The organism is Neorhizobium huautlense, assembly GCF_030811685.1.
Classification (GTDB): domain Bacteria; phylum Pseudomonadota; class Alphaproteobacteria; order Rhizobiales; family Rhizobiaceae; genus Neorhizobium; species Neorhizobium huautlense_A.
In genome coordinates this window covers 1-26077 of sequence record NZ_JAUSRF010000024.1, presented here as the reverse complement: position 1 = coordinate 26077, position 26077 = coordinate 1, and the positions used below count along the sequence as shown (strand labels likewise).

30 protein-coding genes are annotated in these 26077 nt (G+C 59.5%); 9 read left to right on the top strand and 21 right to left on the bottom strand.

What is annotated here, in order from left to right:
* Positions 1-117: 117 nt before the first annotated feature.
* From dapD to J2T09_RS24865, 3 genes are read left to right on the top strand one after another with little or no spacing between them, the layout of a single operon-like run.
* Positions 118-978, top strand: a complete 861-nt coding sequence (gene dapD, locus J2T09_RS24875; RefSeq protein WP_306839706.1) for a 2,3,4,5-tetrahydropyridine-2,6-dicarboxylate N-succinyltransferase — start codon at positions 118-120, stop codon at positions 976-978.
* A gap of 26 nt (positions 979-1004) precedes the next feature.
* Positions 1005-2201, top strand: coding sequence for a succinyl-diaminopimelate desuccinylase (gene dapE / locus J2T09_RS24870; protein ID WP_306839704.1), 1197 nt, complete (start codon positions 1005-1007; stop codon positions 2199-2201).
* Positions 2185-2781 carry a hypothetical protein gene (locus J2T09_RS24865; RefSeq protein WP_306839702.1) on the top strand — a complete coding sequence of 199 codons (597 nt, stop codon included), beginning with the start codon at positions 2185-2187 and terminating at the stop codon, positions 2779-2781. The genes dapE and J2T09_RS24865 overlap by 17 nt, the downstream gene beginning before the upstream one ends.
* A 17-nt stretch (positions 2782-2798) precedes the next feature.
* On the opposite strand, the gene truA is transcribed toward J2T09_RS24865, so the two are convergent.
* The 5 genes from truA to def all read right to left on the bottom strand — a co-directional run bounded on the left by truA (position 2799) and on the right by def (position 5814).
* A complete protein-coding gene (truA, locus tag J2T09_RS24860; protein WP_306839700.1) occupies positions 2799-3554 on the bottom strand; it encodes a tRNA pseudouridine(38-40) synthase TruA in 756 nt (251 codons plus the stop codon).
* Positions 3554-4510: a methionyl-tRNA formyltransferase gene (gene fmt, locus J2T09_RS24855; RefSeq protein ID WP_306839698.1), complete on the bottom strand. Its 957-nt coding sequence runs from the start codon at positions 4508-4510 to the stop codon at positions 3554-3556. The genes truA and fmt overlap by 1 nt, the downstream gene beginning before the upstream one ends.
* Positions 4511-4531: 21 nt before the next feature.
* A complete protein-coding gene (locus J2T09_RS24850) occupies positions 4532-4951 on the bottom strand; it encodes a type II toxin-antitoxin system VapC family toxin (RefSeq protein WP_306839696.1) in 420 nt (139 codons plus the stop codon).
* The gene (locus J2T09_RS24845) at positions 4948-5238 is read right to left on the bottom strand and encodes a FitA-like ribbon-helix-helix domain-containing protein (RefSeq protein ID WP_306839694.1); all 291 of its coding nucleotides are present in this window, start codon (positions 5236-5238) and stop codon (positions 4948-4950) included. Before J2T09_RS24845 ends, J2T09_RS24850 begins: the two co-directional genes overlap by 4 nt.
* Positions 5239-5301: 63 nt before the next feature.
* Positions 5302-5814 (bottom strand): peptide deformylase, encoded by a 513-nt coding sequence (gene def, locus J2T09_RS24840; RefSeq protein WP_306839692.1) that lies wholly within the window; start codon positions 5812-5814, stop codon positions 5302-5304.
* 161 nt (positions 5815-5975) lie between these two features.
* On the opposite strand from def, the gene J2T09_RS24835 reads away from it, so the two are divergent.
* The 4 genes from J2T09_RS24835 to J2T09_RS24820 all read left to right on the top strand — a co-directional run bounded on the left by J2T09_RS24835 (position 5976) and on the right by J2T09_RS24820 (position 9009).
* On the top strand, positions 5976-7196 hold the full coding sequence (locus tag J2T09_RS24835; RefSeq protein WP_306839690.1) for a DNA recombination protein RmuC: 1221 nt from the start codon (positions 5976-5978) through the stop codon (positions 7194-7196).
* Positions 7197-7254: 58 nt separating this feature from the next.
* Positions 7255-8154 carry a ribokinase gene (locus J2T09_RS24830; protein ID WP_306839688.1) on the top strand — a complete coding sequence of 300 codons (900 nt, stop codon included), beginning with the start codon at positions 7255-7257 and terminating at the stop codon, positions 8152-8154.
* 127 nt (positions 8155-8281) lie between these two features.
* Complete coding sequence (locus J2T09_RS24825; RefSeq protein ID WP_306839685.1) at positions 8282-8707, top strand: Hsp20 family protein; 426 nt, start codon at positions 8282-8284, stop codon at positions 8705-8707.
* 44 nt (positions 8708-8751) lie between these two features.
* On the top strand, positions 8752-9009 hold the full coding sequence (locus J2T09_RS24820) for a DUF1150 family protein (protein WP_112733747.1): 258 nt from the start codon (positions 8752-8754) through the stop codon (positions 9007-9009).
* 71 nt (positions 9010-9080) lie between these two features.
* Here J2T09_RS24820 and trmB read toward each other — a convergent pair whose 3' ends face one another.
* The 15 genes from trmB to trpS all read right to left on the bottom strand — a co-directional run bounded on the left by trmB (position 9081) and on the right by trpS (position 22859).
* The gene (gene trmB / locus J2T09_RS24815) at positions 9081-9782 is read right to left on the bottom strand and encodes a tRNA (guanosine(46)-N7)-methyltransferase TrmB (RefSeq protein WP_306839682.1); all 702 of its coding nucleotides are present in this window, start codon (positions 9780-9782) and stop codon (positions 9081-9083) included.
* Between the two features lie 85 nt (positions 9783-9867).
* The gene (metK, locus tag J2T09_RS24810; RefSeq protein WP_306839679.1) at positions 9868-11112 is read right to left on the bottom strand and encodes a methionine adenosyltransferase; all 1245 of its coding nucleotides are present in this window, start codon (positions 11110-11112) and stop codon (positions 9868-9870) included.
* Between the two features lie 208 nt (positions 11113-11320).
* A complete protein-coding gene (locus J2T09_RS24805) occupies positions 11321-11740 on the bottom strand; it encodes a helix-turn-helix domain-containing protein (protein WP_306839677.1) in 420 nt (139 codons plus the stop codon).
* A 152-nt stretch (positions 11741-11892) separates the two neighbouring features.
* Positions 11893-13494 carry an apolipoprotein N-acyltransferase gene (lnt, locus tag J2T09_RS24800; RefSeq protein WP_306839675.1) on the bottom strand — a complete coding sequence of 534 codons (1602 nt, stop codon included), beginning with the start codon at positions 13492-13494 and terminating at the stop codon, positions 11893-11895.
* A gap of 151 nt (positions 13495-13645) precedes the next feature.
* Positions 13646-14836, bottom strand: a complete 1191-nt coding sequence (locus tag J2T09_RS24795; RefSeq protein ID WP_306839673.1) for a hemolysin family protein — start codon at positions 14834-14836, stop codon at positions 13646-13648.
* A 9-nt stretch (positions 14837-14845) separates the two neighbouring features.
* Entirely contained in the window at positions 14846-15355 is a 510-nt protein-coding gene (gene ybeY / locus J2T09_RS24790) for an rRNA maturation RNase YbeY (RefSeq protein ID WP_306839670.1), read from the bottom strand.
* 18 nt (positions 15356-15373) lie between these two features.
* Positions 15374-16432, bottom strand: a complete 1059-nt coding sequence (locus J2T09_RS24785; protein WP_306839669.1) for a PhoH family protein — start codon at positions 16430-16432, stop codon at positions 15374-15376.
* Positions 16433-16464: 32 nt separating this feature from the next.
* On the bottom strand, positions 16465-17868 hold the full coding sequence (miaB, locus tag J2T09_RS24780) for a tRNA (N6-isopentenyl adenosine(37)-C2)-methylthiotransferase MiaB (RefSeq protein WP_306839666.1): 1404 nt from the start codon (positions 17866-17868) through the stop codon (positions 16465-16467).
* A 43-nt stretch (positions 17869-17911) separates the two neighbouring features.
* Entirely contained in the window at positions 17912-18766 is an 855-nt protein-coding gene (locus tag J2T09_RS24775) for a lysophospholipid acyltransferase family protein (RefSeq protein WP_373458638.1), read from the bottom strand.
* Entirely contained in the window at positions 18763-19191 is a 429-nt protein-coding gene (locus tag J2T09_RS24770; protein ID WP_112733765.1) for a Fur family transcriptional regulator, read from the bottom strand. Before J2T09_RS24770 ends, J2T09_RS24775 begins: the two co-directional genes overlap by 4 nt.
* Positions 19192-19231: 40 nt before the next feature.
* The gene (locus J2T09_RS24765) at positions 19232-19726 is read right to left on the bottom strand and encodes a GNAT family N-acetyltransferase (protein ID WP_306839662.1); all 495 of its coding nucleotides are present in this window, start codon (positions 19724-19726) and stop codon (positions 19232-19234) included.
* A 7-nt stretch (positions 19727-19733) separates the two neighbouring features.
* Complete coding sequence (gene tsaB, locus J2T09_RS24760; protein WP_306839660.1) at positions 19734-20417, bottom strand: tRNA (adenosine(37)-N6)-threonylcarbamoyltransferase complex dimerization subunit type 1 TsaB; 684 nt, start codon at positions 20415-20417, stop codon at positions 19734-19736.
* A 52-nt stretch (positions 20418-20469) separates the two neighbouring features.
* The gene (locus J2T09_RS24755; RefSeq protein ID WP_306839658.1) at positions 20470-21036 is read right to left on the bottom strand and encodes a NifU family protein; all 567 of its coding nucleotides are present in this window, start codon (positions 21034-21036) and stop codon (positions 20470-20472) included.
* A 138-nt stretch (positions 21037-21174) separates the two neighbouring features.
* Complete coding sequence (locus J2T09_RS24750) at positions 21175-21666, bottom strand: universal stress protein (protein WP_306839656.1); 492 nt, start codon at positions 21664-21666, stop codon at positions 21175-21177.
* A 128-nt stretch (positions 21667-21794) separates the two neighbouring features.
* On the bottom strand, positions 21795-22859 hold the full coding sequence (gene trpS, locus J2T09_RS24745; RefSeq protein ID WP_306839654.1) for a tryptophan--tRNA ligase: 1065 nt from the start codon (positions 22857-22859) through the stop codon (positions 21795-21797).
* Between the two features lie 615 nt (positions 22860-23474).
* Between trpS and J2T09_RS24740 the strand changes: the two genes are divergently transcribed.
* The gene (locus J2T09_RS24740) at positions 23475-23969 is read left to right on the top strand and encodes a D-Ala-D-Ala carboxypeptidase family metallohydrolase (RefSeq protein ID WP_306839652.1); all 495 of its coding nucleotides are present in this window, start codon (positions 23475-23477) and stop codon (positions 23967-23969) included.
* On the opposite strand, the gene murJ is transcribed toward J2T09_RS24740, so the two are convergent.
* Entirely contained in the window at positions 23970-25565 is a 1596-nt protein-coding gene (murJ, locus tag J2T09_RS24735; RefSeq protein ID WP_306839650.1) for a murein biosynthesis integral membrane protein MurJ, read from the bottom strand.
* A 199-nt stretch (positions 25566-25764) separates the two neighbouring features.
* Here murJ and J2T09_RS24730 point away from each other — a divergent pair, with 199 nt between their 5' ends.
* Positions 25765-26028 carry a hypothetical protein gene (locus J2T09_RS24730; protein WP_306839649.1) on the top strand — a complete coding sequence of 88 codons (264 nt, stop codon included), beginning with the start codon at positions 25765-25767 and terminating at the stop codon, positions 26026-26028.
* Positions 26029-26077: the final 49 nt, after the last annotated feature.

The window sequence follows — 26077 nt, the reverse complement described above, 5'->3', positions numbered from 1 at the left end:
ATTGACGCCTGATCGGTGGTCGCTTAGACCAAAGCCCATGTTTTTGCCAGACGGCAAGGCCATTTCCCTCTTCACGATATCGGGTGGACGGTATCGCTTGACGTTTAAGGATTCCCCATGAGCAGCTTCGACTTCGCCGCCCTCGAAAAGATAATCGAGACCGCCTTCGACAACCGCGACAGTGTCAACGTGTCGACCAAAGGTGAAGTGCGCGATGCGGTCGAGACCTCGCTGGACCTGCTCGACAGCGGCAAGGCTCGCGTTGCGGTTCGTGGCGAAGATGGCAACTGGACCGTCAACCAGTGGCTCAAGAAGGCAGTCCTTCTCTCGTTCCGCCTCAACGACATGGAAGTCGTCAAGAACGGTCCGGGCAATTCCACATGGTGGGACAAGGTTCCGTCCAAGTTCGAAAACTGGGGCGAAAGCGAATTCCGCGCAGCGGGTTTCCGCGCCGTGCCGAATGCCGTCGTGCGCCGCTCGGCTTATGTCGCCAAGAACGTCGTGCTGATGCCGTCCTTCGTCAATCTCGGCGCCTATGTCGATGAAGGCACCATGGTCGATACCTGGGCCACCGTCGGCTCCTGCGCGCAGATCGGCAAGAACGTGCATCTTTCCGGCGGCGTCGGCATTGGCGGCGTTCTGGAGCCCATGCAGGCCGGCCCGACCATCATCGAGGACAATTGCTTCATCGGCGCCCGTTCGGAAGTCGTCGAAGGCTGCATCATCCGCGAAGGTTCCGTTCTCGGCATGGGCGTCTACATCGGCAAGTCGACAAAAATCGTCAACCGCGCCACCGGCGAAGTTTTCTACGGCGAAGTGCCGCCTTACTCGGTTGTCGTGGCCGGCTCGATGCCGTCGGGCAATGCCACCATGCCGAATGGTCTGGCCGCACCGCATCTCTATTGCGCCGTGATCGTCAAGACGGTTGATGAAAAGACCCGTTCGAAGACCGGCATCAACGAACTGCTGCGCGACTGATCCCAGCCATACCGAGGACCTATCCGATGTCCGTTGCAGATCCGGTCGCAAACCTGCAGGCGCTGATCCGTTGCCCTTCCGTCACTCCGGCGGAAGGCGGCGCATTGACCGGCCTCGAAACCATGCTCAAGCCGCTCGGTTTCACCGTCGAGCGCATGGTGGCAAGCGAACCGGGCATGCCGGACATCGAAAATCTTTACGCCCGCATCGGCACAGACGGGCCGCACCTGATGTTTGCCGGGCATACCGACGTCGTACCGCCCGGCGATGAAGCATCGTGGAGCCATCCGCCTTTTGCCGCCGAGATCGCCGATGGTGAATTGTTTGGCCGCGGTGCTGTCGACATGAAGGGCGGTATTGCCTGCTTTGTCGCAGCCGTCGCCCGCCACATCGAACAGCACGGTGCGCCGAAGGGATCGATCTCCTTCCTGATCACCGGCGACGAGGAAGGCCCGGCCGTTAACGGCACGACAAAACTGCTGAAATGGGCCGCCGAAAAGGGCGAGCGCTGGGATGCCTGCCTTGTCGGCGAACCGACCAATCCGGACGTGCTCGGCGACATGATCAAGATCGGTCGCCGCGGCTCCGTCTCCGGCAAGGTGGTCGTTCACGGTGTTCAGGGCCATGCCGCCTATCCGCATCTGGCCGACAATGCCGTGCGTGGTGCGCTGTCCCTGGCCTCATCGCTGATGGACCCGCCATTCGATACCGGCACGCCGGAATTCCCGGCCTCAAATCTGGAAGTGACGACGCTCGATGTCGGCAATCCGGCCACCAATGTTGTACCGGAGAAGGCGACGTTTGCCTTCAACATCCGCTTCAACGATACCTGGACCGCCGATACGGTGAAGGCCGAAATCCTGCGTCGACTGGATGCCGCCGCAGCCACAAATCCGCTGCGCCCCGGCCGTGACAGCACACGCTACGAGATGACCTGGGCAGACCGTCCCAGCCACGTTTTCCTGACCCGTAACGATGCGCTGATCGGCTCGCTGACTGCGTCCGTGAAGGACATCACCGGCAAGGAACCAAAACTTTCCACGACCGGCGGCACCTCCGATGCCCGTTTCATCAAGGATTATTGCCCGGTGGTGGAATTCGGCCTTGTCGGCCAGACCATGCATATGGTGGATGAACGCGTGGCGGTGGCCGATCTCGAAACGCTGACCCGCATCTATGGCGACTTCATCACCCGGTGGTTTGCCGATGCCGTCATTCGCTGAACTCCAGCTTTACATCTCGGGCCTCTGGCTGCTGGTCAAAGGCGACGCGCAGGGCTTTCAGCGCCTTGACCTCACCGATCGCGGAATGAACAGATCCTTCTGGGCGATCGTCTGGTGCCTGCCGCCCATGCTGATCTCGTGGAACTGGGCGCGTCTGGCAGTGCTGGAAGACAGCCCGCCCGGCACGAAACTGGGGCTGCCATTCTTCCTCAAGCTTGGCCTGATCGACGGCATGAACTGGATCATGCCGCTGATCCTTGTTGCCGTGCTCTGCATGACACTTGGCCTGCGCGGTCGCTTTTCGGCCATCGTGGCGATATCGAACTGGCTGTCCGTGCCGTTTTCCTACGGTTACGCCGTGCTGATCGTCATCGCCTTCCTGCTGCCCGGCAGCGAGGGTTTCATTGCCCTTTTGTGGCTGGCACTGTTGCTGGGGCTGGTGTTTTCGCTGTCGCGCATTCTGCGCATGATTATAGGGCCGCAGCCGCTGATCGTCGCCGCGACCTCGATGACGCTGATCATTCCGTCACTGCTGCTTTCGGACGCGCTGCAGACTTTTCTTGGTGTCGCGCCCCCGTAAGCAAAAACCTCCCGGCATCACGGATCGCCGGGATATTCCACCTTCATGAAGTAAAGCCCTTCCGGCGGCGCCACCGGTCCGCATTCCTTGCGGTCGCGTGCCTCGAGCGCTCTGCGTACATCCTCCGGCGTCACCTTGCCTTCTCCGGCAATTTTCAGCGTGCCGGCGAAGGAACGGATCTGGTTGTGCAGAAAACTCTGGGCGCTGGCGCGGATTTCGATGAGATCGCCGACGCGCGTGACATCCAGACGATCCAGTGTGCGCACCGGATTTTTGGCCTGACAGTGGGTGGAGCGGAAGGTGGTGAAATCGTGATGGCCGACCAGCATCTGCGCGGCGGCATGCATGGCCTCGTGATCGAGTTCCCTGGCCACCCACCATGCGCGGTTCTTCTCCAGCGCCAAAGGCGCCGGACGATTGAGGATGCGGTAGAGATAATGCCGCTTGAGCGCCGAAAACCGTGCATCGAACGCCTCATCGACGGACATGACCTCGATGATCGACACGGCTTCATTCGCCATCATCAGATGGGCGTTGACGGCATTGCGCAGTTTGTGCGGCAGCCATTCGCGTGACAGATCGGCATGGATGACTTGGCCGCGCGCATGCACGCCGCTGTCAGTACGGCCGGCGCCGCGGATGGACACGGTTTCGCCGGTCAGCTTGAGAATGGCCTTTTCGATGGCCGACTGCACGGAGTGACCATTTTCCTGACGCTGCCAGCCGACATAGGCGGTGCCGTCATATTCGACGACCATGCGAAAGCGTGGCATCAGGCTTCCCCGGCGGACGACGGCAGGATGGTGCCGGCCGCAATCGGTGTGCCGCGCAGGAAATCGGCGGCATCGAGCGGCTTGCCGCCAGCCTTTTGCAGGCGCGTGAGACGTACTGCACCCTCGCCGCAGGCGACAAGCAAGGCATCGTCAGCCAGCACTTCACCGGTTTTGCCCTGCCCTTCACCGACCTCCGAAGCCAGAACCTTCACACGTTCCGGCTTGCCATTGATCTCCAGTTCGAACCATGCGCCGGGAAAAGGCGACAGGCCGCGAACGTGGTTATGGACATCAACGGCGGATTTCGAAAAATCGATGCGGGTCTCTGTCTTGTCGATCTTCGCGGCGTAAAGCACGCCCTCTTCCGGCTGAACCGTCAGTGGCAGATCGTCGGCCTCCAGCTTTTCCATCGCCTCGACCATGGCACGGGCGCCGACCAGCATCAGTTGATCATGCAGTTCGCCGGCCGTCATCGCCTCGCCGATCTCGACTTCTCTCGTGAGCGCCATCGGGCCGGTATCGAGACCCTTTTCCATCTTCATGACGATCATGCCGGTTTTCTGGTCCCCCGCCATGATGGCGCGCTGGATGGGGGCGGCACCGCGCCAGCGCGGCAGAAGCGAGGCATGGCCGTTATAGCAGCCGAGCCGCGTGCCTTCGAGAATGGCGACCGGCAGCAGCAGGCCATAGGCCACCACAACGGCAACATCCGCATTGAACGCGCGAAAAATCTCGCGGTCTTCCTCAGCCTTGAAGTTCAGCGGCGTCAGAACCGGAATGCCGAGCAGTTCGGCGGCCTGATGGACTGGAGACTTTGTGAGATCAAGCCCGCGCCGTCCCGCCGGCCGTGGCGGCTGGCTGTAGACCGCGACGATCTCATGACCTGCCTCTTTCAGAGCCCGAAGCGTCGGCACGGAAAAATCCGGCGTGCCCATGAAGATGATGCGAAGAGACATGCATTTGCGCCCGTTGTTTATTCAGTGGTCTTCAAACGGGTTTACCAGAAGAAGATCAAGCCCCGCGAAATCTTTTCGGTTGCGGGTGGCAAGCGTCGCGCCATGCGCGAGGCAGGTGGCGGCGATCATCGCATCCTGCACACCGAGCGGCCGACCGATGTTTTCGCGGCGCGCACGGAGTTTTCCGGCAAGAACTGCATCTGCGTGTGTAAACGGCAGAATTCTGCCGTCAAACCTCACCAGTGTTTCCTCGAGCTTGTCCTGATGCCGGCTGGATCCGGTGCGGCCCAGAAATCGCTCTGCACCATAAGCCTGCTCCATCACCACGATATCACAGAGATATACGTCAGACCGGCGATTGGCCTCATACCATCGCCCCACAGACGGATGGAGATTGGCGTGCGTGAGTTCGGAAATGATGTTTGTATCGAGAACGATCACTCGAAACCCTCGACCGGCCGACCGAAATCGCGTTTCCGCTCCGCCTCGATTTCCTCCATGATCTCTATATAGGCTGCGGCTTCTTCCTCGCTGTCTGCCTTCATGATCGATCGAAGGGCTTCGAGCGCCGACATGCCAGTCAGGTCAAGCTTCTTCCAAACCTCTCCCACTTCCTGCTGCAGGATCGATTTGATTTCGTCGGACACGCTGTGTCCGGCCTTGTCGGCGCGCGCCGCAAGGTTTTCTCGCAATTCATCGGAAACATTGCGCACCAAAAGATCAGCCATGGCCACCTCCTTGCGACATCTTCGATATCATAGGTGCAGCACAGCGCTTTTACAACGCAGGCGTCAGACCTTCGCCTTGGCGGCCTTGGTGAATTTCTTGATCACCATTTCGCGTTTCAGCCGCGAAATATGGTCGATGAAGAGAATACCGTTCAAGTGATCCAGTTCATGCTGGAAGCAGGTGGCCAGAAGACCGTCGGCCTCCAGCATGTGCTCCTTGCCGTCGCGGCCAATGTGCTTGACCGTCACCGTCGCCGGACGTTCCACCTCGGCATAATATTCCGGGATCGACAGGCAGCCCTCTTCGTAAACCGAGCGCTCATCCGAGGATTTCACGATTTCCGGGTTGATGAACACCATCGGCTGCGCCGGATCGCCTTCCTTGGCGACGTCGATCACCAGCAGGCGGCGTGGCACGCCGATCTGAATGGCGGCAAGGCCGATGCCGGGGGCATCGTACATGGTTTCCAGCATGTCGTCGGCGAGCTTCAACACCGCGTCGTCGACACGTTCGATGGGGGCGGATACCGTGCGCAGCACTGGATCGGGCAGGATAATAAGCGGCTTGATCGTCATGGCCTCCCATTATCTCATCTTTTCGGCAGGGAAAACAAAAATTGAAGCCTCGGCTTTCCCAACCATTAAAAGCTGATGAATGTCGCCTCGGCTTAGCAGCCCATCGCAATCTGTTCCTGTTTTGATCTTTTCGCCAAGAATAAATCTGCTAGGCTTGAGAGATGGAAACCCAAAACTCCCTCCTGGCCGCGCTGACCGGCAATCCTCTGCTTGTTGCCGTTGTCGGCATCGCCGTTCTTCTGTTTCTGTTCGCCCTCGTCATGATGGCCTCGGGCAGGCGTGCCGCCGCTTATGCGCGGGACGAAGCGGCGCGGCGGGCGGCGGAGGCGGATGCGCGGCTTGCCGAAGTGTTGCGGTTGCAGTCGGAAATGCAGGGACGCATGGCGGCGATGGGCGAGGCGCTGAGCAGCCGCCAGTCGGAACTCAACCGCGCCGTCAGCCAGCGTCTCGATGGCATGAGCCATCGTCTGGGCGCAACGATCACGGAACAGACCAAATCCACCCACGACAATCTGCGCGCCCTGCAGGAACGGCTGGCCGTCATCGATGCGGCGCAGGACAATATCCAGACGCTTGCCAAGGATGTCGTCGGCCTGCAGGCGATTCTCTCCAACAAGCAGACGCGTGGCGCCTTCGGACAGGGCCGGATGGAAACCATTGTCGCCGATGCCTTGCCGCAGGGCGCCTACGGTTTCCAGACCATGCTTTCCAACGGCACGCGGCCGGACTGCACGATCGTGATGCCGAATGGCGCACCGCCGCTGGTGATCGATGCAAAATTCCCGCTGGAAGCCTGGAACGTGTTTCGCGAGGCGACCGATCCGGACCTGCGCCGCAATGCCGGCCAGCAATTTCGCCGCGACCTTGAAGTTCATATCAAGGACATTTCCGAAAAATACCTGATCCACGGCGAAACGCAGGAAACCGCCTTTCTGTTCGTGCCGTCGGAATCGATCTTTGCCGAGATCCACGAGCATTTCGAAAGCGTGGTGCAGAAGGCGCAGCGCGCCCGCATTGTGATCGTTTCCCCTTCCCTGCTAATGCTCTCCATTCAGGTCATTCAGGCCGTGCTGAAGGACCAGCGCATGCGAGAACAGGCCCATCTCATTCAGGGCGAAGTGGCGCTGCTGATGGACGACCTTGGCCGACTGGACGACCGCACCCGCAAACTGCAAAGCCATTTTCTGGCGGCGCAGAAGGATGTCGAACAGATCCTCACCTCCTCCGACAAGCTCAATCGTCGCGGCGCAAAAATCGGCGCACTGGAGCTTGAGGCTCCCGCACCACACAATGCCGGTATTGAAAACCATAACCCACAGCCATCGCATGGCGTCGAAAGCCGTACAGGCCTTCTGAAACTGCGGGTGGTTGACGAGGACTGACACAGTCGGGCAGTGTCGCCCGCAAAATATCGGCTTCGAACGCACGCACAGGCTTTTCATGATCACTGTCCTCGGCTCCATCAACATGGACCTTATCGCCACCACGCCCCGCCTGCCGCAGCCCGGCGAAACCGTGGCCGGCACCGGCTTTTCCACGGCCGCCGGCGGCAAAGGCGCCAACCAGGCGCTGGCAGCGCGACGCGCCGGCAGCAGTGTGCGCATGGCGGGTGCCGTGGGTGAGGACGAGTTTGCCAAACCGGCTCTGGAGCTTCTCGATCAGGCCGGCGTCGATCTTTCCGCCGTGAGCCGCAGCAGCGAACCGACCGGCACGGCACAGATCCTCGTGGGCGGTGACGGTGAAAACATGATCGTTGTGGTGCCCGGCGCCAATGGCACGATCGATGACGATCAGGCCCATATCGCCGTCGGCACGATGCGCGCTGGCAGCCTCTTGATGCTGCAGCTGGAAATCCCGGCGGCAAGCGTCGAGCGCGCGCTGCGCTCCGCCCGCGCCCAGCATATCGTCAGCATTCTCAACACCGCGCCGCTGACACCTGAAGCGGCCGAGCTGGCAACGCTTGCCGATATCGTCGTTGCCAACGAGACGGAATTTTCGCTGCTGGTCGGCCGGACCATTACACGCGCCGACGAGCGCGAAGCCGCGATGCTGGAATGGCATTCGAAGCGGGGGCAGGCACTGGTCGTCACGCTCGGCAGCGAAGGCGTCATCGCGGTGCGCAACGGCATGGTTCACAAGGCCAAGGGGCTGGACATCGTGCCCGTCGATACGGTCGGCGCCGGCGACACGTTCTGTGGTTACCTCGTTTCCGGCCTCGAACAGGGGCTGGATTTCCCCGATGCGCTTCGTCGCGCCGCTGTCGCCGGTTCGCTTGCCTGCCTGAAGGCCGGTGCGCAGCCGTCGATCCCGACGGCGGAAGAGGTTGCCGCACATCTTTGAGGCATTTCCCTTGGCTGCGGGCGCTTTCAGCGCTTGCAGCAAGGCCCCGGATTTCCCATATGAATGTCACAACCGCATGCCTTCTTTGGGTGCGGACATGGTCGCTTGAATTCAAGGACTGAAAGACATGAGCCGAACCACGACCTTCGCGAGCCCGCTGTTTCTGGGTTTCGATGCGATGGAAAAGACCCTCGAACGCCTTGCCAAGGCGAATGACGGTTATCCGCCCTATAATATCGAACGCATTGCCGCCGATGCCAGCGGCGTCGAACGGTTGCGCATCACCATAGCCGTCGCCGGGTTTTCCGAAGAGGAACTAGAGGTCACCGTCGAGGAAAATCAGCTGATTATCCGCGGCCGCCAGATCGACGTTCCCGATCGCGACTACCTCTATCGCGGCATTGCGGCGCGCCAGTTCCAGCGCGTGTTCGTGCTGGCCGACGGCATGCAGGTGGGGGGTGCGGGATTGCGCAACGGATTGCTCTCGGTGGATCTCATTCGCCCGGAACCGGAGCGCATGGTGCGAAAAATTAATATTTCCGTCTCAGAGTAGGTCAACGGCGACGATGCCGGAATGCCCTCAAGACGGAGGCTGGAATGCTGCTTAAAGAAGCCACTGCGCGCCTGACGCAGAATGAACTTGTGGACCTCGGCGCCGGTGAAGTCGGCTATATCCGCAGGATGCGCTCGGAAGAAGTGTCGCGCTGTTTTCCGGAAGCTCCCGATATCGATCCGGCTCTTGACCTCTGGGCGCTGTTCGGCGCCGACGGCACGCCGATCCTCCTGAGCGACAACCGTTCCAGCACCTTTTTCAAGGCAGCGGAAGACGAGTTGCGCACCGTCAGCCTTCACTAAATTAAATACATTCTGGCGCGGGTGTGTGAAAACAACCGCGCCATTATTGTCTCTGCCGAGATGCTTGCGCGTCAGACGCGCTTGAAGGTGAGATAGGCCGAGGAACGGCCTTCGCGCTTGGCCTTGGCTTCGTAGCGCGTGCCCGGCCAGCCGGCGAAAGGCGTCAGCCAGTCTGCGGGCTCTTGTGCCGTCCAGGCAAAGCCACCGTGTTCATGGCAATGGGTCAGCGTCCAGTTCACATAGGTATCGATATCCGAGGCGAAGCAGAACAGCCCGCCCGGTTTCAGCACGCGGTGAAAGCGGGTAAGATTGACCTGTGACACGAAGCGGCGCTTCCAATGCTTCTTTTTCGGCCATGGGTCCGGGTAGAGAAGATCGATGCGATCCACACAGGCTTCCGGCATCCAGTCGAGGAGCTGCGTCGCATCGTCGGCGTAAACGCGGACATTCTTCAGCTCCAGTTCGCCGACGCGGCCCAGAAGCTTGGCCATCGAATTGACGAAGGGCTCGACGCCGATAAAGCCGGTCGTCGGCTCTTCCTGTGCGCGATGCACCAGATGTTCGCCGCCGCCGAAACCGATCTCGAGACGGATACGCTCCGGCGTGAACGGAAACAGCTCACCCAGGTTTTTGGGCGCCTCGGTGTTGAGATCGACGGAAAGCGCCGGCAGGACTGTATCCATCGTTTCCGCCTGGCGTTCGCGCAGCGGCTTGCCCTTGCGTCTGCCGAAAAAGGCTTCGGTCGCGCGGGTGGGATGCGATGGTTCGGTCATGGTCGGTCTTTCGAAATCAAAAAGCGGATATCTCCGCGAAGAGATACCCGCTTTACAGTTTTTTGCGATGGTCCGTAAAGGCCGATCAGGCGACCTTCAGGGCTTCCTTGAGCGGCTTGACGAGATCGGTCTTCTCCCAGGAGAAGGAACCGTCGCGGCCGCTCTTGCGGCCGAAATGGCCGTAGGATGCGGTCTTGGCATAGATCGGCTTGTTGAGATCGAGGTGACGGCGAATGCCGCCCGGCGACAGGTCCATGGTCTTGCGGATGGCCGCTTCGACCTGATCTTCCGTGACATTGTTGCCGGTGCCGTGCAGATCGACATAGATCGACAGCGGCTGGGCAATACCGATCGCGTAGGAAATCTGGATCGTGCAACGCTCGGCGAGGCCTGCTGCAACAACGTTCTTGGCGAGGTAACGGGCGGCATAGGCTGCCGAACGGTCGACTTTGGTCGTGTCCTTGCCGGAGAAGGCGCCGCCGCCATGCGGGGCCGCACCACCATAGGTGTCGACGATGATCTTGCGGCCGGTCAGGCCCGCATCACCATCCGGACCGCCGATGACGAACTTGCCGGTCGGGTTGATGTACCACTTGCAATCCGCATCGATCGGCAGGTCGCCGATGGCTTCGCGGATATAGGGCTCGACAACCTGGCGAACCTTCTTGGAATCCCAGCTTTCGTCGAGATGCTGCGTGGACAGAACGATCGAGGCAACACCGGCCGGCTTGCCGTTTTCGTAACGCACCGTCACCTGGCTTTTGGCATCGGGGCCAAGCTTGCCGGCATCGCCCTCGCCCTTCTTGCGGGCGGTCGCGAGCAGCGACAGGATCCTGTGCGAATAATAGATCGGAGCCGGCATCAGGTCCGGCGTTTCCTTGCAGGCGTAACCGAACATGATGCCCTGGTCGCCGGCGCCCTCGTCACCCTGCTGGTCGGCTGCGCTATCGACGCCCTGCGCGATATCGGCCGACTGCGAATGCAGAAGCACGTCGATCTTTGCCGTCTTCCAGTGGAAACCCTCCTGCTCGTAACCGATGTCACGAATGGCCTTGCGGGCGGCGGACTTGAACTTCGACGGATTGATGACGTCGTTGCCGTTCTTGTCCTTCTTCATCAGGCTTGGCGGCAGGCGAACCTCACCGGCAATCACGACGCGGTTGGTCGTTGCCAACGTTTCGCAGGCAATGCGTACACTCCAGGGATTTACACCGGTCTTGACCGCTTCCCGGTAGACCAGATCCACGATCTCATCCGAAATACGATCGCAAACCTTGTCAGGATGGCCTTCAGCAACGGATTCGCTGGTGAAGAGGTAGTTGGCACGCATGTTGGGATTCCCCTCAAGAACAACTCGCCGAATGTTTAGTGACTTCGGCCTTTGAAAACAAGAACACAACGACATAAATATATCTTTATGCGATGATTTCGCGCCGATGCGGCAGGCTTGCGACAGTTCTGATGCGATGACCCTGATGCGGAAACGAAAAAAGCGGCCGTGAGGCCGCTTTCGAATACGCAGTCTTGGGAGGAAAGCGTTATTCAGTATCCGCTTCGGCAGCGAGCGTCTTGACCAGATCAACCAGACGGCGACGGACCTTGGGATCGGAGATCTTCACGAACGCGCGGTTGAGTTGCAGGCCTTCCGAGGACGACAGGAAGTCGACAACGTAGTTCGAGCTGGAGGCTTCAGCCATTCCGGACTGGCCATTGGCCTGATCGCCCGGCGCATCTTCAAAGAAGAAAGAGACCGGTACGTTCAGTATGCTCGAAATATTCTGAAGACGGCTTGCACCAACGCGGTTGGTACCCTTCTCGTATTTCTGGATCTGCTGGAAAGTAATGCCGAGGCTTTCGCCCAGCTTTTCCTGACTCATACCCAGCATCGTGCGGCGAAGACGAATACGGCTACCAACATGAATGTCGATCGGATTCGGCTTCTTCTTGTTTTCAATCATCTCACAGTCCTACTTAAGTTGCTATCAATCCCCATGACCCGTATCACGTGTGTAAATACACTCATTGCTAATTTAGCTGCACGCAACATAAACGAGAAAGTATATGGCAACACGATAGGCTGCCCATACTATGCAATTTTGGGGGTTTTTGGTCAATTGACGCGAGATTTAAAACCTTGACGCGAAATCACTGCAATCAGAAACATTGCAGCTGCAATCAACCATAGGTGCGTTTCACGAGCAAAATTGGTCCAATGCGAGACAGGTCCACCACCAAAAGTAGAATCGATCACGCTTTTGTGATTAAGATCTAAACCTGTGGACATGCGTCCGAAGGGGTCTACCACCGCCGATATGCCGTTGTTGGCATCCCGAATCAGAGGAAGACCCGTCTCGATTGCACGCACCCTCGCCTGCTGAAAATGCTGGTAAGGACCCGGCGTGATGCCGAACCAGGCATCATTGGTTATGTTGAGGATAACACTCGCCTTTTCGGCATCCGCAGAAATCTCGTCCGGGAAAATCGCCTCGTAGCATATCAGCGGATAGAAGCTGGCACCGGACGGAAGCGTGATCAACGAACGCCGGCTACCGGCCGTGTAACCACCGGGCATGTCAACGATGTTGCCGATGCCGACAGAGTTAAAAAAGTCTTCATAAGGCAGGTACTCGCCAAAGGGTGTAAGATGCACCTTGTCGCTGGCGCCGATAATCTGGCCTTGGCTGTCGATCGCATAGACCGAATTGTAATAACGTGGCGGACGCCCCGGCCCCGCATCTTCGGCGCGTACGGCACCGGCAATCAGCACCTGACCATCCTCAAGAACATCGGCAATACGTGCCAATGCATCCTGGTTCTGCGTGAGAATGAAGGGCAGAGAGGTTTCCGGCCAGACGATCACGTCGGGGCGCCTGGCGCCTTCGGCGGGCGGAGCGGAACTCAGAGCCAGATGTTCCTCGAAGATCGCCACGCGGTCGCTATTGTCCATTTTTCGAGCCTGATCGATGACCGGCTGAACGAGGCGTACCGACACATCCTGTTGCGGGCGCGCTGCCATCAGCGCATCCGCGCCATGCAACCGCCATGCGCCATAACCGAGATGGGCGGTAAACAGCAGAACGGCGATCGCAAGGCCGCCGACCATGCCCTTGCGGGTGCCGATCAATGCCGGCGCCGCAAAGATGAAGACGGCGAGCATGGAGAGACCGAAAATGCCGACCACGCCGGCCGATTGCATCATCAGCGGGATCGGCATGATGCCATAAGCAATCGTGTTCCACGGAAACCCGGTGAGGATGAAGCTGCGCAGCCATTCACCGATACCGAAACCAAGCGCCAGCGCCGCCAGACGCCCCAGACCATCCGACCAGAGGATGCCGGCGAGCGCCGCCGCCAGTCCGTAAAACAGCGCGAGATAGGCCGGCAGACCAAAGATCGCCAGCGGCAGCGCCCAGGCAAATTCATCGGAATCCACCAGAAGCGCATTGCCGAGCCACCAGAGGCCCGCCACGAAATACCCGAAACCGAACAGCCAGCCGAGAATGAAGGTGGAGCGGAAGCGCCGGAAAAAACCGCCTTCCGAACCCGCAGTCGAGCCATCCATCAGCCAGACGAGCAATGTGAAGGAGATAAAGAAGGCGGCGAAAAAACCCACCGGAGGCAGTGCCAAGGCACCAATCGCTCCGGCCACGATCGCCAGAAGCGCCCGCCGCCAGCCCCAAAGAAGCATGACCTTGCCTGCAAGCCGCTCCATTCACACCCTCATATCGCCCGAATCAAACCCGCGGCAGTGTTCCAAAAAAACCGGCTCTTGTCGTGCAGCTTGTCCGTGCAGTTTGTCTCGCGTTGCAGAATGCAAAACGGCACGCTTTCGCGTGCCGCATGAAACCTGCATTTGAAATCGGTCAGGTGCGCGGTTGTTCCACGCGCGTCGGCTGTGGCGGCACGATGCCGTTGATCGGCGTCACTTCACCGCCAACCGCAGCTTCTGCTTCCGGCGAATGCTCGAGATCGCTCTTGAGGCGACGACGAGCGGCAGCCCGTTTGCGCAGGATGCGGACGCGCTTGATGCGGCGTGGATCGGCCTCGAGGATCTGGAATTCGAAGCCCGGCACCGCCTGCACGACCTCGCCCCGCACCGGGATGCGACCCAGCGCGGAAAAGATCAGGCCGCCGAGCGTATCGACGTCTTCGAGCTGCACACGCACATCGAAATCCGGACCGATCGCCTCGGAGATCTCCTCCAGCTCGACGCGGGCATCGGCAACGAACACATCTTCGCTGACCTGCGAGAACATGACTTCGTCATCGTCGTGTTCGTCCTCGACATCGCCGATGACCATCTCGACGATATCCTCGTGGCTGACGAGACCATCGGTGCCACCATATTCATCGATGACCAGAGCCATCTGGGTGCGGGCGGCCTGCATGCTGCTCAGAAGCTCGGAGGCAAGCATGGAGGGCGGCACGAACAGGATCTTTCGCACCAGACCGGCATCGGCAACGGTCTTGGTCAGATCGACACGACCGAGATCGAAGGCGGCCTTGGCGGTGCGCACGGGCTTTTCGGCAGTTGCACCATCTGCCGCGACATCCACCTGCACGGTGCGCGGCGTAGCACCACGGCGCTTGTTGCGGGCCTGCTTGGCCAGATAGGACAAGAGATCGCGGATATGCACCATGCCGCGCGGATCATCCAGCGTATCGGCATAGACGGGCATGCGCGAACGGCCGGTTTCTTCGAAATGGATCAGGAGGTCGCCTAATGTCATCGTCATGTCGACGGCTTCGATGTCGGCGCGGGGGATCATCACATCTTCGACGCGGACTTCGCGGAAGCGCAGGATGTTGTGCAGCATTGCCCGCTCTTCGGGCGAGAACGCGTTGCTGACGGCCGCATCGGTCATCAGCGCGTCGGCCAGATCCTCACGCAGTCTTTCGCCCTGCGAGGGTCTCAGCAGCCGAACGGCGCGAGACCAGAAGGACGACTGGGTCCGGTTGGTATTTTCGTGACGTAACGGACTTCCGCCCTCTTCTGAGGAGGACGATTCCGCATTGCCGTCACGGGCGGCAGCATTGCTCGAATGATCGTTCATTGTTCCAGACTATATTATCGGGTCTTGTCCCGCATAGGGGTCAGATAGCCCAAGTGCGGCCAAAATGCGAGTCTCGAGCCCTTCCATCTCTTCCGCCTCATCCTTTTCGATGTGGTCGTAACCGAAGAGATGCAGGAACCCGTGCACCATCAGATGTGTGAGATGATCGTCGAAATCCTTGTCGAGATCAACCGCCTCGCGAGCAACCGTTTCACGTGCAATCACGATATCGCCCAGCATGGGACCGGGCTTGCCACCCGGTTCCAGCGGATAGGCGGGGAAGGACAAGACATTGGTCGGCTTATCCTTTTGCCGCCATTCGGCATTGATCTGGCGGATGGATTCGTCGTCGGTAAAGACGAGAGAAATTTCTACCGGCAGCGGCGGAAAAGGTTGTTTTTCTTCTTCCGAAAGAAAGTTTGCGGCGGCCTGGAGCACCTTTTCGCTGAGCGCGAACAGGGTTTCCTCGTCCGGCCAGCCGCCTTCTTCCACGCTGATCTGAATATCGAGTTCGGGCATCAAAAAATTCTCGGCCGCTTATCGGCGGTCGAGTTCCTCGCTTTCCTCATGGACGGCATATTGCGCGTCATAGGCACGCACGATGCGGCCGACCAGCGGGTGACGCACGACATCCGTATCCTGAAAGCGGACGACGGCGAGGCCTTCGACACCTTTCAGGATATGCAATGCCTCGACCAGACCGGATTTGACGCCGCGCGGCAAGTCGACCTGGCTCGGGTCACCGGTGATGATCATGCGTCCATTCTCACCCAGACGCGTCAGGAACATCTTCATCTGCATCGATGTGGTGTTCTGGGCCTCGTCGAGGATGATCGCAGCATTGGACAGCGTGCGTCCGCGCATGAAGGCAAGAGGCGCGATCTCGATGACACCGGCGGTGATCGCACGGTCGACCTTGTCGGCCGGGATCATGTCGTAAAGCGCGTCATAAAGCGGGCGCAGATAGGGATCGACCTTCTCCTTCATGTCACCCGGCAAGAAACCGAGGCGCTCGCCCGCTTCGACGGCGGGGCGGGTGAGGATGATCTTGTCGACGGCACCGCGCTCCAGAAGCTGGGCCGCGTGGGCGCAGGCGAGATAGGTTTTGCCCGTACCGGCAGGACCGACACCGAAAACCAGCTCGGTGCGTTCCAGAGCGCGCATATAAGCGTCCTGCGTCGGCGTGCGGGCCTGAATGGTCTTCTTCTTGGTGGAGATCTGGCTCATCGACAGCCGGGCTTTCTTTTCCAGCGTCGGCAGCTGCAGCTGATCATCGGCCGCCTGCGCCATGCGGATGGCACCTTCGACATCCGAGAGCTCCACCGAACCGCCCTTCTGCAGACGCTCATAGAGAACATCCAGAGTGCGGCGGGCCTGATTGGTGGCCGTTACTTCACCCGAGATGGTCACGGAATTGCCGCGTGCGCGGGCATCCACGTTGAGCCGCTGTTCCAAAAGCTTGAGGTTCTGGTCGAACTGACCAAACAGTTCGCTGGCGAGCCTGTTGTTCTCGAACGTCAGAATGAAGTGATTTGCGTCGGTCGCGGCTGGGCGTGGCTGGCGCGCTGATGAAGAAACCAATTCACGTTCGACCAATAGGCAGGCTCCTGTTGCTGATGGTGCCTATATTAAGCCCCTGCCCTCTCGGCAAACAAGCTGTTCGGCCCCGTTCCGATGATTCGTACCTGAATAATGTCACCGATTTGCGATTCTTTTGCATCAACATTCACAGACTGCAGCCAAGGCGACCGGCCGATCAGCTGGCCGGGCATGCGGCCGGGTTTTTCCAGCAGAAGATCGATGGTTTTTCCAACGCAGCCTTCGGCGAATTCCTGCTGCTGGCGAAGCAGCAGAGCCTGAAGCCGTTCCAGCCTTTCGGTCTTCACTGCTTCATCTACCTGCGAACCGAGTTCGGCGCCGGGTGTTCCCGGACGGGTGGAATATTTGAACGAATAGGCAGAGGCGTATTTCACGTCCTCGACGATTTTCAGCGTGTCTTCGAAATCCTGATCCGTCTCGCCCGGGAAACCGACGATGAAATCGCCCGACATGGCGATATCGGCACGGGCGTTACGGATGCGCTCGATCAGGCGCAGATATTCGGCGCCGGTGTGGCGGCGGTTCATGGCCTTTAGGATACGGTCGGAACCGGCCTGAACCGGCAGGTGCAAATAAGGCATCAGCGCCCGCAGATCGCGATGCGCCTCGATCAGACAGTCGTCCATGTCGCGCGGATGGCTGGTCGTGTAACGCAGGCGCGCAAGGCCGGGGATTTCGGCGAGGCGATAGAGCAGTTCGCCAAGGCCCCATTCGCCGCCCTTCGGGCTTTCGCCGCGCCAGGCATTGACGTTCTGGCCCAGCAAAGTGATTTCACGCACGCCACTGTCCACCAGTCGCATGGCTTCATCGATGATCTGCGAAACCGGGCGGGACACTTCCGAACCGCGTGTGTAAGGCACGACGCAGAAGGTGCAGAACTTGTCGCAACCTTCCTGCACGGTCAGGAAAGAGGTGACACCGCGCGAACGCGCCTTGGCCTTGTCCACCTTCGGCAGGTGCTCGAACTTGTCCTCGACGGCATAATCCGTCTCGACCACACGTTCACCCTGACGGGCGCGGGCCAAGGCCTGCGGCAGGCGGTGATAGGTCTGCGGGCCGACCACGACATCGACAGCCGGTGCACGGCGCAGAATTTCCTCGCCTTCGGCCTGGGCCACACAGCCGGTCACGCCGATCATCAGTTCGCGGCCATGTTCGGCGCGGGTGCGCTTCATGTCGCGCAGACGGCCGAGCGCCGAATAGACCTTGTCGGCCGCCTTTTCGCGGATGTGACAGGTGTTCAAGAGGATCAGATCCGCCTCGCCCATTTCCTCGGTCGTCACATAACCTTCGCTCGCCAACGCATCGCCCATGCGATTGCTGTCGTAAACGTTCATCTGACAGCCGTAGGTCTTGATGAAAACCTTGCGGGTGTTACTGGCGACGTCAGCCTTTTCGGCCGTGTCCGGGGAAATGACGGTGATCTGGTTCATGGCCGCTCTTTACCGCAAGAAAGGCCGGATTTGAAGGGCTCTGTTACGGCGCCTCTTCTTCGGCTGGCTCAAGACCGGTTTCGGCGATTTCGGCATCCGGCGTCTTCTTGCGCACGCCATAAAGCCGATCCCGCAACATGCGCTTCATCGACGCAATGACGGCGGCGCTCAGGTGTTTGCGATTATCGCCCTCGCGAAAAGGGATTGCCTCGCCGAAATCGACATCCACATCGATCGCCTCGGCTTTGAAAATGCCCATCAGATGCGGCAGCAATTCGATACTGCCGGGCCATGCGGCGATCGGACGGTGGTAACGGCCCATCGGCATGCCGTAGATGCCGGTATAGGCGATCGTCACCGGCTGGACATAAACGACCTTGTCAGGCGTATGCGGCGCGGCAGCGGTGGCGGCGCCGAACAGCGAGGATTTGACATCAAGAAGGCGGTTGCCATCCGATGTCGTGCCCTCTGGGAACAGCACGACGATTTCACCGCCAGTCATGCGCTGGGCGATTTCGTTGACCTGTTCACCGGTGCGGCGCTTCTGCTCACGCACTACAAAAATCGTCTTTTGCAACTTGGCCAATGTTCCGAAGACCGGCCAGCCGGCCACCTCGATCTTGGCGATATAAGCGACATCGGCGACCGCGCCGAGAACGAGAATATCCTTCCAGGAGGCGTGGTTCGCCGACAGCAAGACCGGGCGGCGGCGCTCGACCGAGCCATGCACGCGGATGCGGATACCCATCAGCCAGCAAGCGATACGGTGCCATATGCGGGGAATGTATCGGCGGATTTTCAGATCAAACGCGAGGCCGACCAGCTGGAACGGCAAAAGAACCAGTGTCGTCAACACGAGGCCCGTGATGATGAAAAAGATCCGTATCCAGGTGATCAAGGATCGTCCTTGTCGAGCGGGATGCCGTAAAGCTCGAGCCGGTGGCCGACGAGGCGAAAGCCATGTTCGCGGGCGATGCGTTCCTGCAAGGCTTCGATTTCGGCCGAATGGAACTCGATCACCGTGCCCGACTGCACGTCGATCATGTGATCATGGTGTTCTTCCGGCACGGTTTCATACCGCGAGCGGCCATCGCGGAAATCGTGGCGCTCGATGATGCCCTCATCCTCGAACAGTTTGACCGTGCGGTAGACGGTCGAGATGGAGATGCGCGGATCGACCTTGGAGGAGCGGCGATAGAGCTCCTCGACATCCGGGTGGTCGTCCGATTCCTGCAGCGTGCGGGCTATGACGCGACGCTGGTCGGTCATCCGCATACCCCGCTCGGCACACAGTTCCTCCAGAGATTTGGTAAGATCTGTCACGTCGTTCGGTCCTGCTTCATGCGTTTAGTAAAGGTCGGGTCTAACCAAGATCACGGCGCATGACAAGCGCCGCCGCCTTCTTGCCATCGGCTGTTTCGTAATAGGCCGGACGGGTAGCGACCGTCAAAAAACCGAGCCTGCGATAAAGGCCGATGGCAGCGACATTTCCGTCTTCCACCTCCAGAAACATCGTCTCACCGCCGCGTTCCGCGGCTTCCCTGATGGCCGATTGCATGAGCCGCCAACCGAGGCCTGTGCGACCGACTTTTTCTGACACGGCAACCGTCAAAATCTCGGCTTCGCCCGCCACTTCACGGGCGAGAACGAAACCGCCTAGCGGACGACGAAAGAAGGCATTGGTCTGGTAGGCGACAAAAGCAAAAGTGTTTTCCTGGGACAGAAGGCTGTGGATTTCGCCATCATTCCAGCGGCGGGCGAAACGTGCCCCATGCAGTTCCGAAACGGCATGGCAGTCATCTGCCTTCATGGCGACGATTTCGAACGTGGGTTTCAAACTCAGGTAATCGTCGCTCATGCGCTTCTCAGGAACGGGCCAATGCGAATCCTGTCTGAGGTTTAGCATCCGGCCCGCGAAGGTAAAGCGGTTTCGGTTTTGCACTGCCGAAGGGTTTTGCAGCGCCGAGCTTTGCAACAGTGGCGATATCGAACCGGTCCGGCACGGTTTTTATGCCGGGTTCGCTGATTTCACCGGCTTCAGCGGCGGCAATGGCGACGGCTCCGGTACCAAAAATGGTTGCGCTGTAATGCGTGGCGAGAGCGGTGACGGCTTCCGGCGGCAATGCCTGCGCCTCTTCCAGCGGCGAACCATCGGCGCCAAAGGGCTGGGCGTAAATCTCGCCGCGCTTGGCATCCATGGCGGCGATGACCGGGTGGCCGGCAGCGCTTTCCAGTTGATGCGTGGCCATGGTTTCGAGCGTCGTGATGCCGACCGCCTCGATACCGAGCGACAGCGCAAATCCACGGGCAGCCGCGACACCGACGCGGATGCCGGTGAACGAGCCGGGACCGATGGTGACGGCGATGCGCCCCACATCCTTCAGCGTGATGCCAGCCTGCGCCAACGCCGCTTCGATCTGCGCCATCAGCTTTTCAGCGTGGCCCTTGCCGATCATCTCGGTCTGTACGGAGAGGATTTTGTCGGCCGTCGCGTCATAGAGCGCGACCGAACAATCGATGCCGGCGGTGTCGAGGGCAAGAACGATCATGAAAAATTACCGGCAGTTTGGTGCGCCGACCTCAAGCCGGCGCAGGGATCCATCAGAGGGCTTCGACGGCCTGAACTTCCGGCACAAAATGCTTGAGCAGGTTCTGGACGCCATGCTTGAGCGTCGCGGTCGAAGACGGGCAACCGGCGCAGGCGCCTTTCATGTTCAGGTAGACGGTGCCGTCCTTGTAACCCTTGAAGGTGATATCGCCGCCATCCTGCGCAACAGCCGGACGAACGCGGGTTTCCAAGAGTTCCTTGATGGTGGCAACAACGGTCTCGTCACCTTCTTCAAAGAACTCGCCTTCTTCATCGAGGTCTTCGGCCATGGCGGAACCGCCGCCCATGACCGGCTGGCCGGACATGAAGTGTTCCATGATCGAGCCGAGAATGGCCGGCTTCAGGTGCTGCCATTCGGCATCGTTCTTGCTGACGGTGATGAAGTCATAACCAAAATAGACGCCGGTGACGCCCGGCACGTCGAACAGACGCGCAGCAAGCGGAGACTTTTCAGCCTCGGCAGCGGAACGGAATTCGGCCGTGCCGTTTTCCAGCACGACCTTGCCCGGCAGGAATTTCAGGGTGGCCGGGTTCGGCGTGGATTCCGTCTGAATGAACATTTCATGTCTCCCGGCGAAAACGCGTTCGCTCGTTTAGAATTCTTCCAAAGAAGATAAGACCGTTCAGGTTTGCGTTCAAGTGCGCCTTTGCACAAACAAGGTCAAGAGCGAAGACTTATGCGCAAGGACAAAAGACCGTCAGGCCAGAGCGTTGATTTCCTCGTCGGTCAGCGTGCTCGGCAGCACCGTGACAGGAATGGGGAAAGCAGCAGTGCGGCCGGCAATCGAGGTGACGAGCGGACCCGGCCCCTCCTTGGCGGAACCGGCGGCGAGAACGAGAATGGCGATATCCTGATCTTCCTCGATCAGTGTGTTGATCTCTTCGGCGGCATTGCCTTCGCGGATCACCACTTCCGGATCGATGCCGATGGTTTCGCGCACGCGCTGGGCCGCCTTGGCCATCACGGCTTCCGCTTCCTCGCGGGCTTCGGCGCGCATGATCGCCTCGACACCCAGCCATTGCTGAAAATCGCCTTCGGGGATGAGGTAGAGCAACAGCAACGCACCATTGGAATTTTTGGCGCGGCGACCGGCATAATGCACGGCCTTTTCGCATTCCGGCGTGCCATCGATGACCGCCATGAACTTTCGACGGTGCCCTTCGAGGCGCGAAAGCCGAGTTGAAACCATGCCGATCCCCCTAATGCGCTGACACGACCCGTCTGGTCGTGATGGACATTATACAAAAGAGCGGAAATGCGAAACCCGCCGATCCAGGTGGACCGGCGGGTTATTAAAGACCAAAGATCGAGCAGAAATCAGCGCAGGAAGCCGATGATGTCGGAAACCTCGTTCATGGTGTTTTCGGCACGGGCACGGGCGCGTTCGCCACCATCCTTGAGGATCGCGTCGATATGCGTCGTGTCGTCCATCAGGCGGCGCATTTCCGTAGTGATCGGGGCCAAGACTTCGACCGCCAGATCGGCAAGCGCCGGCTTGAACACCGAAAACTGCTGGCCACCGAATTCGGCAAGCACGTCGGCCTTGGTGCGATCCGAAAGTGCTGCGTAGATGCCGACAAGATTGCCGGCCTCCGGGCGACCTTCGAGACCATCGACTTCGCTCGGAAGCGCGTCCGGATCGGTCTTGGCCTTGCGGATCTTTTTGAGAATCGTGTCGGCATCGTCCATCAGGTTGATGCGCGACAGATCCGACGGATCCGACTTCGACATCTTCTTGGTGCCGTCCTTCAGGGACATGACGCGGGGCGCCGGGCCACCGATCAGCGGTTCGACCAGCGGGAAATAACCGTGGATCGGCTCTTCGCCGACGATCATGTCCACACCCGTGCCGGTCTCGCGGATTTTGGGGCCGAAATCGATGTTGAAACGCTGGGCGATGTCGCGGGCCAGTTCCAGATGCTGCTTCTGGTCGTCACCGACCGGCACATGGGTGGCGCGATAGACGAGAATGTCGGCAGCCATCAAGCTCGGATAGGCGAGCAGGCCAAGCGAGGCGTTTTCGCGGTCCTTGCCGGCCTTGTCCTTGAACTGCGTCATGCGGTTCATCCAGCCGATGCGCGCGACACAATTGAAGATCCAGGCGAGCTCGGCATGCTGCGGCACGGCCGACTGGTTGAACACGATATGTTTGACCGGATCGATGCCCGAGGCGATGAAGGCGGCGGCGATGGAGCGGATCTGGCCCTTCAGGTCGTCATGGACGAGCTGGGCGGTAATGGCGTGGAGATCGACGACGCAATAGATGCAGTCGTTATCTTGTTGCAGCGCCACGAATTTGCGAATGGCGCCGAGATAATTTCCGAGATGGAGATTGCCCGTCGGCTGTACGCCGGAAAATACGAGCGGCTTAAACGTGTTCATGTCGTCCTCATCAGGCTTGTGGAAGGCCCCAGGGCATGGTGAGCAGGACGGATAACACCGCCTTTGGCGCTCATGTCGCCCATGTTGCTAACGGCCGGGCTTATGCACGGCGGATGGGGCGGGATCAAGTGGGCGATAACCGCCTCCGAGCACCTGAAAGCCCCATTCGAGACCGCCGAAATGGCATTGGCGCAGTCCCCCTCCCCATTTTTTTAAAGTCTGGAGTGATTTTTTTCGCGATCTCTGCCTCAAATCATCCCGGTGGATCGAAACACACCTTTTCAAGGCAATTTTTACCCGATCCAGCATCGAAACGCGGCTTTCGCTATAAAATGCCAACTATCGGAATATGAAGGTAATTTTACGAAAATATGAATGATAACCATGGCCGGCTACCGGGTGTATCGCGATTGGTGAACAACAACTCGAAAGCCGCGTGAAAACTCCGAAATTGAGTAAAAAAATGCGCAAACATTAACGGATATTCATCATTGTGGCGACTGATTTGCTAAATTAGAGTATTTTTGCCCTTATTGCCGTCACTTTTAGAAAAGAAATACCCCGAAATCAGCTTTACGTTCGCCATCAGTGACGGACACGGTTTCGGAGTCCAGAATGCGCATTTTTTCCCGCGTCGCGCTTGCCTGCCTTATGACAGCCAGCGTCGTCCTTTCAGCCATTTCCGCAGACGCGGCGGATAAAAGCGGCAAACGCCGCGGCACGACCTTCAAGCATGACTATTCAGCCGCCTACACGGTTCAGCGCGTCAGCGTGCGCACTGCCTGTTTTCCGGAAAAACTGGAAGCGATCCTCGCCCATATCCGCGCCAAGACCGGCAAGAAACCGATGGTGACTTCCGGCCACCGTCCGCGCTCCGGCACATCGCAGCACAGCCGCTGTTATGCCGCCGACATCCGCGTGCCGGGTGTTTCGGAAAAGGCGATCCTGGCGGCCGCCGCCGGCGCACCGGGCATTGGCGGCATCGGCCGTTATTGCAACGGCATCGTGCATGTCGATATCGGCCCAAAACGCCGCTGGGCCCATTGCGGCGGCAAATCCAAGGGCAAGGGTGGCCTGGCCAACCTCAAGCGGCACCACCGCCGCGGCTGATCAGCTTTCTGGATCAGCCGTTGCGGCAGCCTGTTTCGGCTTGCGCTTGATATTGCGGCGGATCATGCCGAGATCGGCACCGCCGATCAAAAAGGCGACGGAGAAGTAGACGAGCATCGAGATGGCGATCAACACGCCGAGCGCCGCGACCTGCTGCAGGAAATGCGAACCGGATGAAAGCCACGGGGCGGCGTAACGCAGCGCATAGGTCAAAGCCGCCGCCATGACGCCGGCCGAGACCAGCAACAATGCGGTGCGACGGGCAAACGCCCATTCCCATTTCAGGTGGCCGCGCCAGACCAGCGTTGCAAACAGGAAGATGGTGTTGATCCAGCCGGCGGCAGCTTCCGCCGTCGCGATGCCGCGTTCCTCGAGCAGCGGGAAAAGCGAGATGGCCAGAGCGGAATTGACGACGACGGCCATCATGGTGAAGCGCATCGGCGTCTTGGTGTCCTCGCGGGCATAAAAACCGGGCTGCAGCGCCTTGATCAGCACGAAACCGGGAAGACCCAGACCATAAATGGCGAGGATGGAACCGACCACGGCGGTGTTTTCCGCCGAGAATGCACCGCGCTCATAAAGCACGCGGATGATGGCATCCGACAGCACCCAGAGCCCTGCGGCAGCCGGCAGCGTCAAAAACAGCACGAATTCGATCGAGCGGTTCTGGATATTGGCGGCTTCCTTGAGATTGCCGCCCTTCAGCGCCCGAGCCAGTTCCGGCAGAAGCACGACGCCGACGGCAACACCGACCACGCCCAATGGCAGCTGATAGATGCGGTCGGCATATTGCAGGGCGGCGATCGCGCCTTCCTTGCCGGATGCGATGGCCTGGCCGATGATCTGGTTGATCTGCGTAACACCGCCGGTAATGGCGGCGGGCACGGCCAGAACCAGCAGGCGTTTGACATTGGGGGTCATGCGCGGACGGCGGAAACCGATTTTTATGCCGGCATGGCGCACGCCGAAATAGACCACGGCCAGCTGCAGAACACCGGCGACCAGCACGCTCCAGGACAGATACCAGGCGGTGGAGAGCGGATCGGCACCGGTCCAGAGCGCGTAAAACAGCGCGCCGATCATCACCACGTTCAGGAAGACCGGCGCGATGGCGGCGGCAAAGAAGTGATGCAGCGAATTGAGCATGCCGCTCATCATCGCCGTCAGCGACATGCACATCAGGTAAGGGAACATCACCGCCGCGAGGCGAATGGTGATCGACGTCTTTTCCGGATCATCGGCAAAACCGGGGGCGATGATCCAGGTGACCAGCCACGGCATGGCCAGTTCCATGGCGATGGTGATGATCATCAACGCCGAAAAAAGAACGCCGAACACCTCTTCCGAAAACCGCTTGGCGCCTTCGACGCCATTTGCCTCGATCTCCTTGGAGAAGAGCGGCACGAAGGCGGCGTTGAATGCGCCTTCGGCAAACAGGCGACGAAAAAGATTAGGGAAGCGGAAGGCTGCGTAAAACACGTCGGCCATCGGGCCTGTGCCGAGTGCTGCCGCCATCAGGGTTTCGCGGGCAAAACCAAAAATGCGGCTGCCGAGCGTGGCACCGCCGACGGTGGCGAATTTTTTCACAAGGCTCATGCGGGGGCTCACCGGGAGGTTCGATTCGTGGAGGTGTTATAGCGGCAGGTGGGGCGGACGGCTATGTTTCACACAAAGAGGAAAGCGTTATGTCAACTCGCGACCAGGTCACTCCAGCAACAGTGGAAACACGTGAAACTCAGATTGAAACACAACCCTAAATCGTGCATCGTGTTAATACCGACAGCGGGGGAGTTCCATGGCGCTTTTGATGTGCACGGATTGTCAAGGTACGGTATCCAGCAATGCGATGACCTGCGTTCATTGCGGAAACATCCTGAGAAAAGATGTGCCTGGTTTTCTGGGATCAATCCTGCGTCTCTTCTACGCAGTATTCACGATCGGCATCGTGATCGTCGCGATATTGCTACTGGAGGATGTAGGTCGATACAACCCTGGAGCAGTCTTCATGGTTCCGCTAAAGCGTGTCGCATCTATTCGGCCTCATATCCTGCTGCCTTGAAGAAGTTTCTGCACTCATCGACTGAGAAGAGGCTGATGATGTCACCGAG

Excerpts from the sequence above, each read along its gene's own strand:
- dapD (WP_306839706.1), top strand. The coding sequence starts at position 118 with ATGAGCAGCTTCGACTTCGCCGCCCTCGAAAAGATAATCGAGACCGCC.
- dapE (WP_306839704.1), top strand. The coding sequence starts at position 1,005 with ATGTCCGTTGCAGATCCGGTCGCAAACCTGCAGGCGCTGATCCGTTGC.
- J2T09_RS24865 (WP_306839702.1), top strand. The coding sequence starts at position 2,185 with ATGCCGTCATTCGCTGAACTCCAGCTTTACATCTCGGGCCTCTGGCTG.
- truA (WP_306839700.1), bottom strand. The coding sequence starts at position 3,554 with ATGCCACGCTTTCGCATGGTCGTCGAATATGACGGCACCGCCTATGTC.
- fmt (WP_306839698.1), bottom strand. The coding sequence starts at position 4,510 with ATGTCTCTTCGCATCATCTTCATGGGCACGCCGGATTTTTCCGTGCCG.
- J2T09_RS24845 (WP_306839694.1), bottom strand. The coding sequence starts at position 5,238 with ATGGCTGATCTTTTGGTGCGCAATGTTTCCGATGAATTGCGAGAAAAC.
- def (WP_306839692.1), bottom strand. The coding sequence starts at position 5,814 with ATGACGATCAAGCCGCTTATTATCCTGCCCGATCCAGTGCTGCGCACG.
- J2T09_RS24835 (WP_306839690.1), top strand. The coding sequence starts at position 5,976 with ATGGAAACCCAAAACTCCCTCCTGGCCGCGCTGACCGGCAATCCTCTG.
- J2T09_RS24830 (WP_306839688.1), top strand. The coding sequence starts at position 7,255 with ATGATCACTGTCCTCGGCTCCATCAACATGGACCTTATCGCCACCACG.
- J2T09_RS24825 (WP_306839685.1), top strand. The coding sequence starts at position 8,282 with ATGAGCCGAACCACGACCTTCGCGAGCCCGCTGTTTCTGGGTTTCGAT.
- J2T09_RS24820 (WP_112733747.1), top strand. The coding sequence starts at position 8,752 with ATGCTGCTTAAAGAAGCCACTGCGCGCCTGACGCAGAATGAACTTGTG.
- trmB (WP_306839682.1), bottom strand. The coding sequence starts at position 9,782 with ATGACCGAACCATCGCATCCCACCCGCGCGACCGAAGCCTTTTTCGGC.
- metK (WP_306839679.1), bottom strand. The coding sequence starts at position 11,112 with ATGCGTGCCAACTACCTCTTCACCAGCGAATCCGTTGCTGAAGGCCAT.
- J2T09_RS24805 (WP_306839677.1), bottom strand. The coding sequence starts at position 11,740 with ATGATTGAAAACAAGAAGAAGCCGAATCCGATCGACATTCATGTTGGT.
- lnt (WP_306839675.1), bottom strand. The coding sequence starts at position 13,494 with ATGGAGCGGCTTGCAGGCAAGGTCATGCTTCTTTGGGGCTGGCGGCGG.
- J2T09_RS24795 (WP_306839673.1), bottom strand. The coding sequence starts at position 14,836 with ATGAACGATCATTCGAGCAATGCTGCCGCCCGTGACGGCAATGCGGAA.
- ybeY (WP_306839670.1), bottom strand. The coding sequence starts at position 15,355 with ATGCCCGAACTCGATATTCAGATCAGCGTGGAAGAAGGCGGCTGGCCG.
- miaB (WP_306839666.1), bottom strand. The coding sequence starts at position 17,868 with ATGAACCAGATCACCGTCATTTCCCCGGACACGGCCGAAAAGGCTGAC.
- J2T09_RS24765 (WP_306839662.1), bottom strand. The coding sequence starts at position 19,726 with ATGAGCGACGATTACCTGAGTTTGAAACCCACGTTCGAAATCGTCGCC.
- tsaB (WP_306839660.1), bottom strand. The coding sequence starts at position 20,417 with ATGATCGTTCTTGCCCTCGACACCGCCGGCATCGATTGTTCGGTCGCG.
- J2T09_RS24755 (WP_306839658.1), bottom strand. The coding sequence starts at position 21,036 with ATGTTCATTCAGACGGAATCCACGCCGAACCCGGCCACCCTGAAATTC.
- J2T09_RS24750 (WP_306839656.1), bottom strand. The coding sequence starts at position 21,666 with ATGGTTTCAACTCGGCTTTCGCGCCTCGAAGGGCACCGTCGAAAGTTC.
- trpS (WP_306839654.1), bottom strand. The coding sequence starts at position 22,859 with ATGAACACGTTTAAGCCGCTCGTATTTTCCGGCGTACAGCCGACGGGC.
- J2T09_RS24740 (WP_306839652.1), top strand. The coding sequence starts at position 23,475 with ATGCGCATTTTTTCCCGCGTCGCGCTTGCCTGCCTTATGACAGCCAGC.
- murJ (WP_306839650.1), bottom strand. The coding sequence starts at position 25,565 with ATGAGCCTTGTGAAAAAATTCGCCACCGTCGGCGGTGCCACGCTCGGC.
- J2T09_RS24730 (WP_306839649.1), top strand. The coding sequence starts at position 25,765 with ATGGCGCTTTTGATGTGCACGGATTGTCAAGGTACGGTATCCAGCAAT.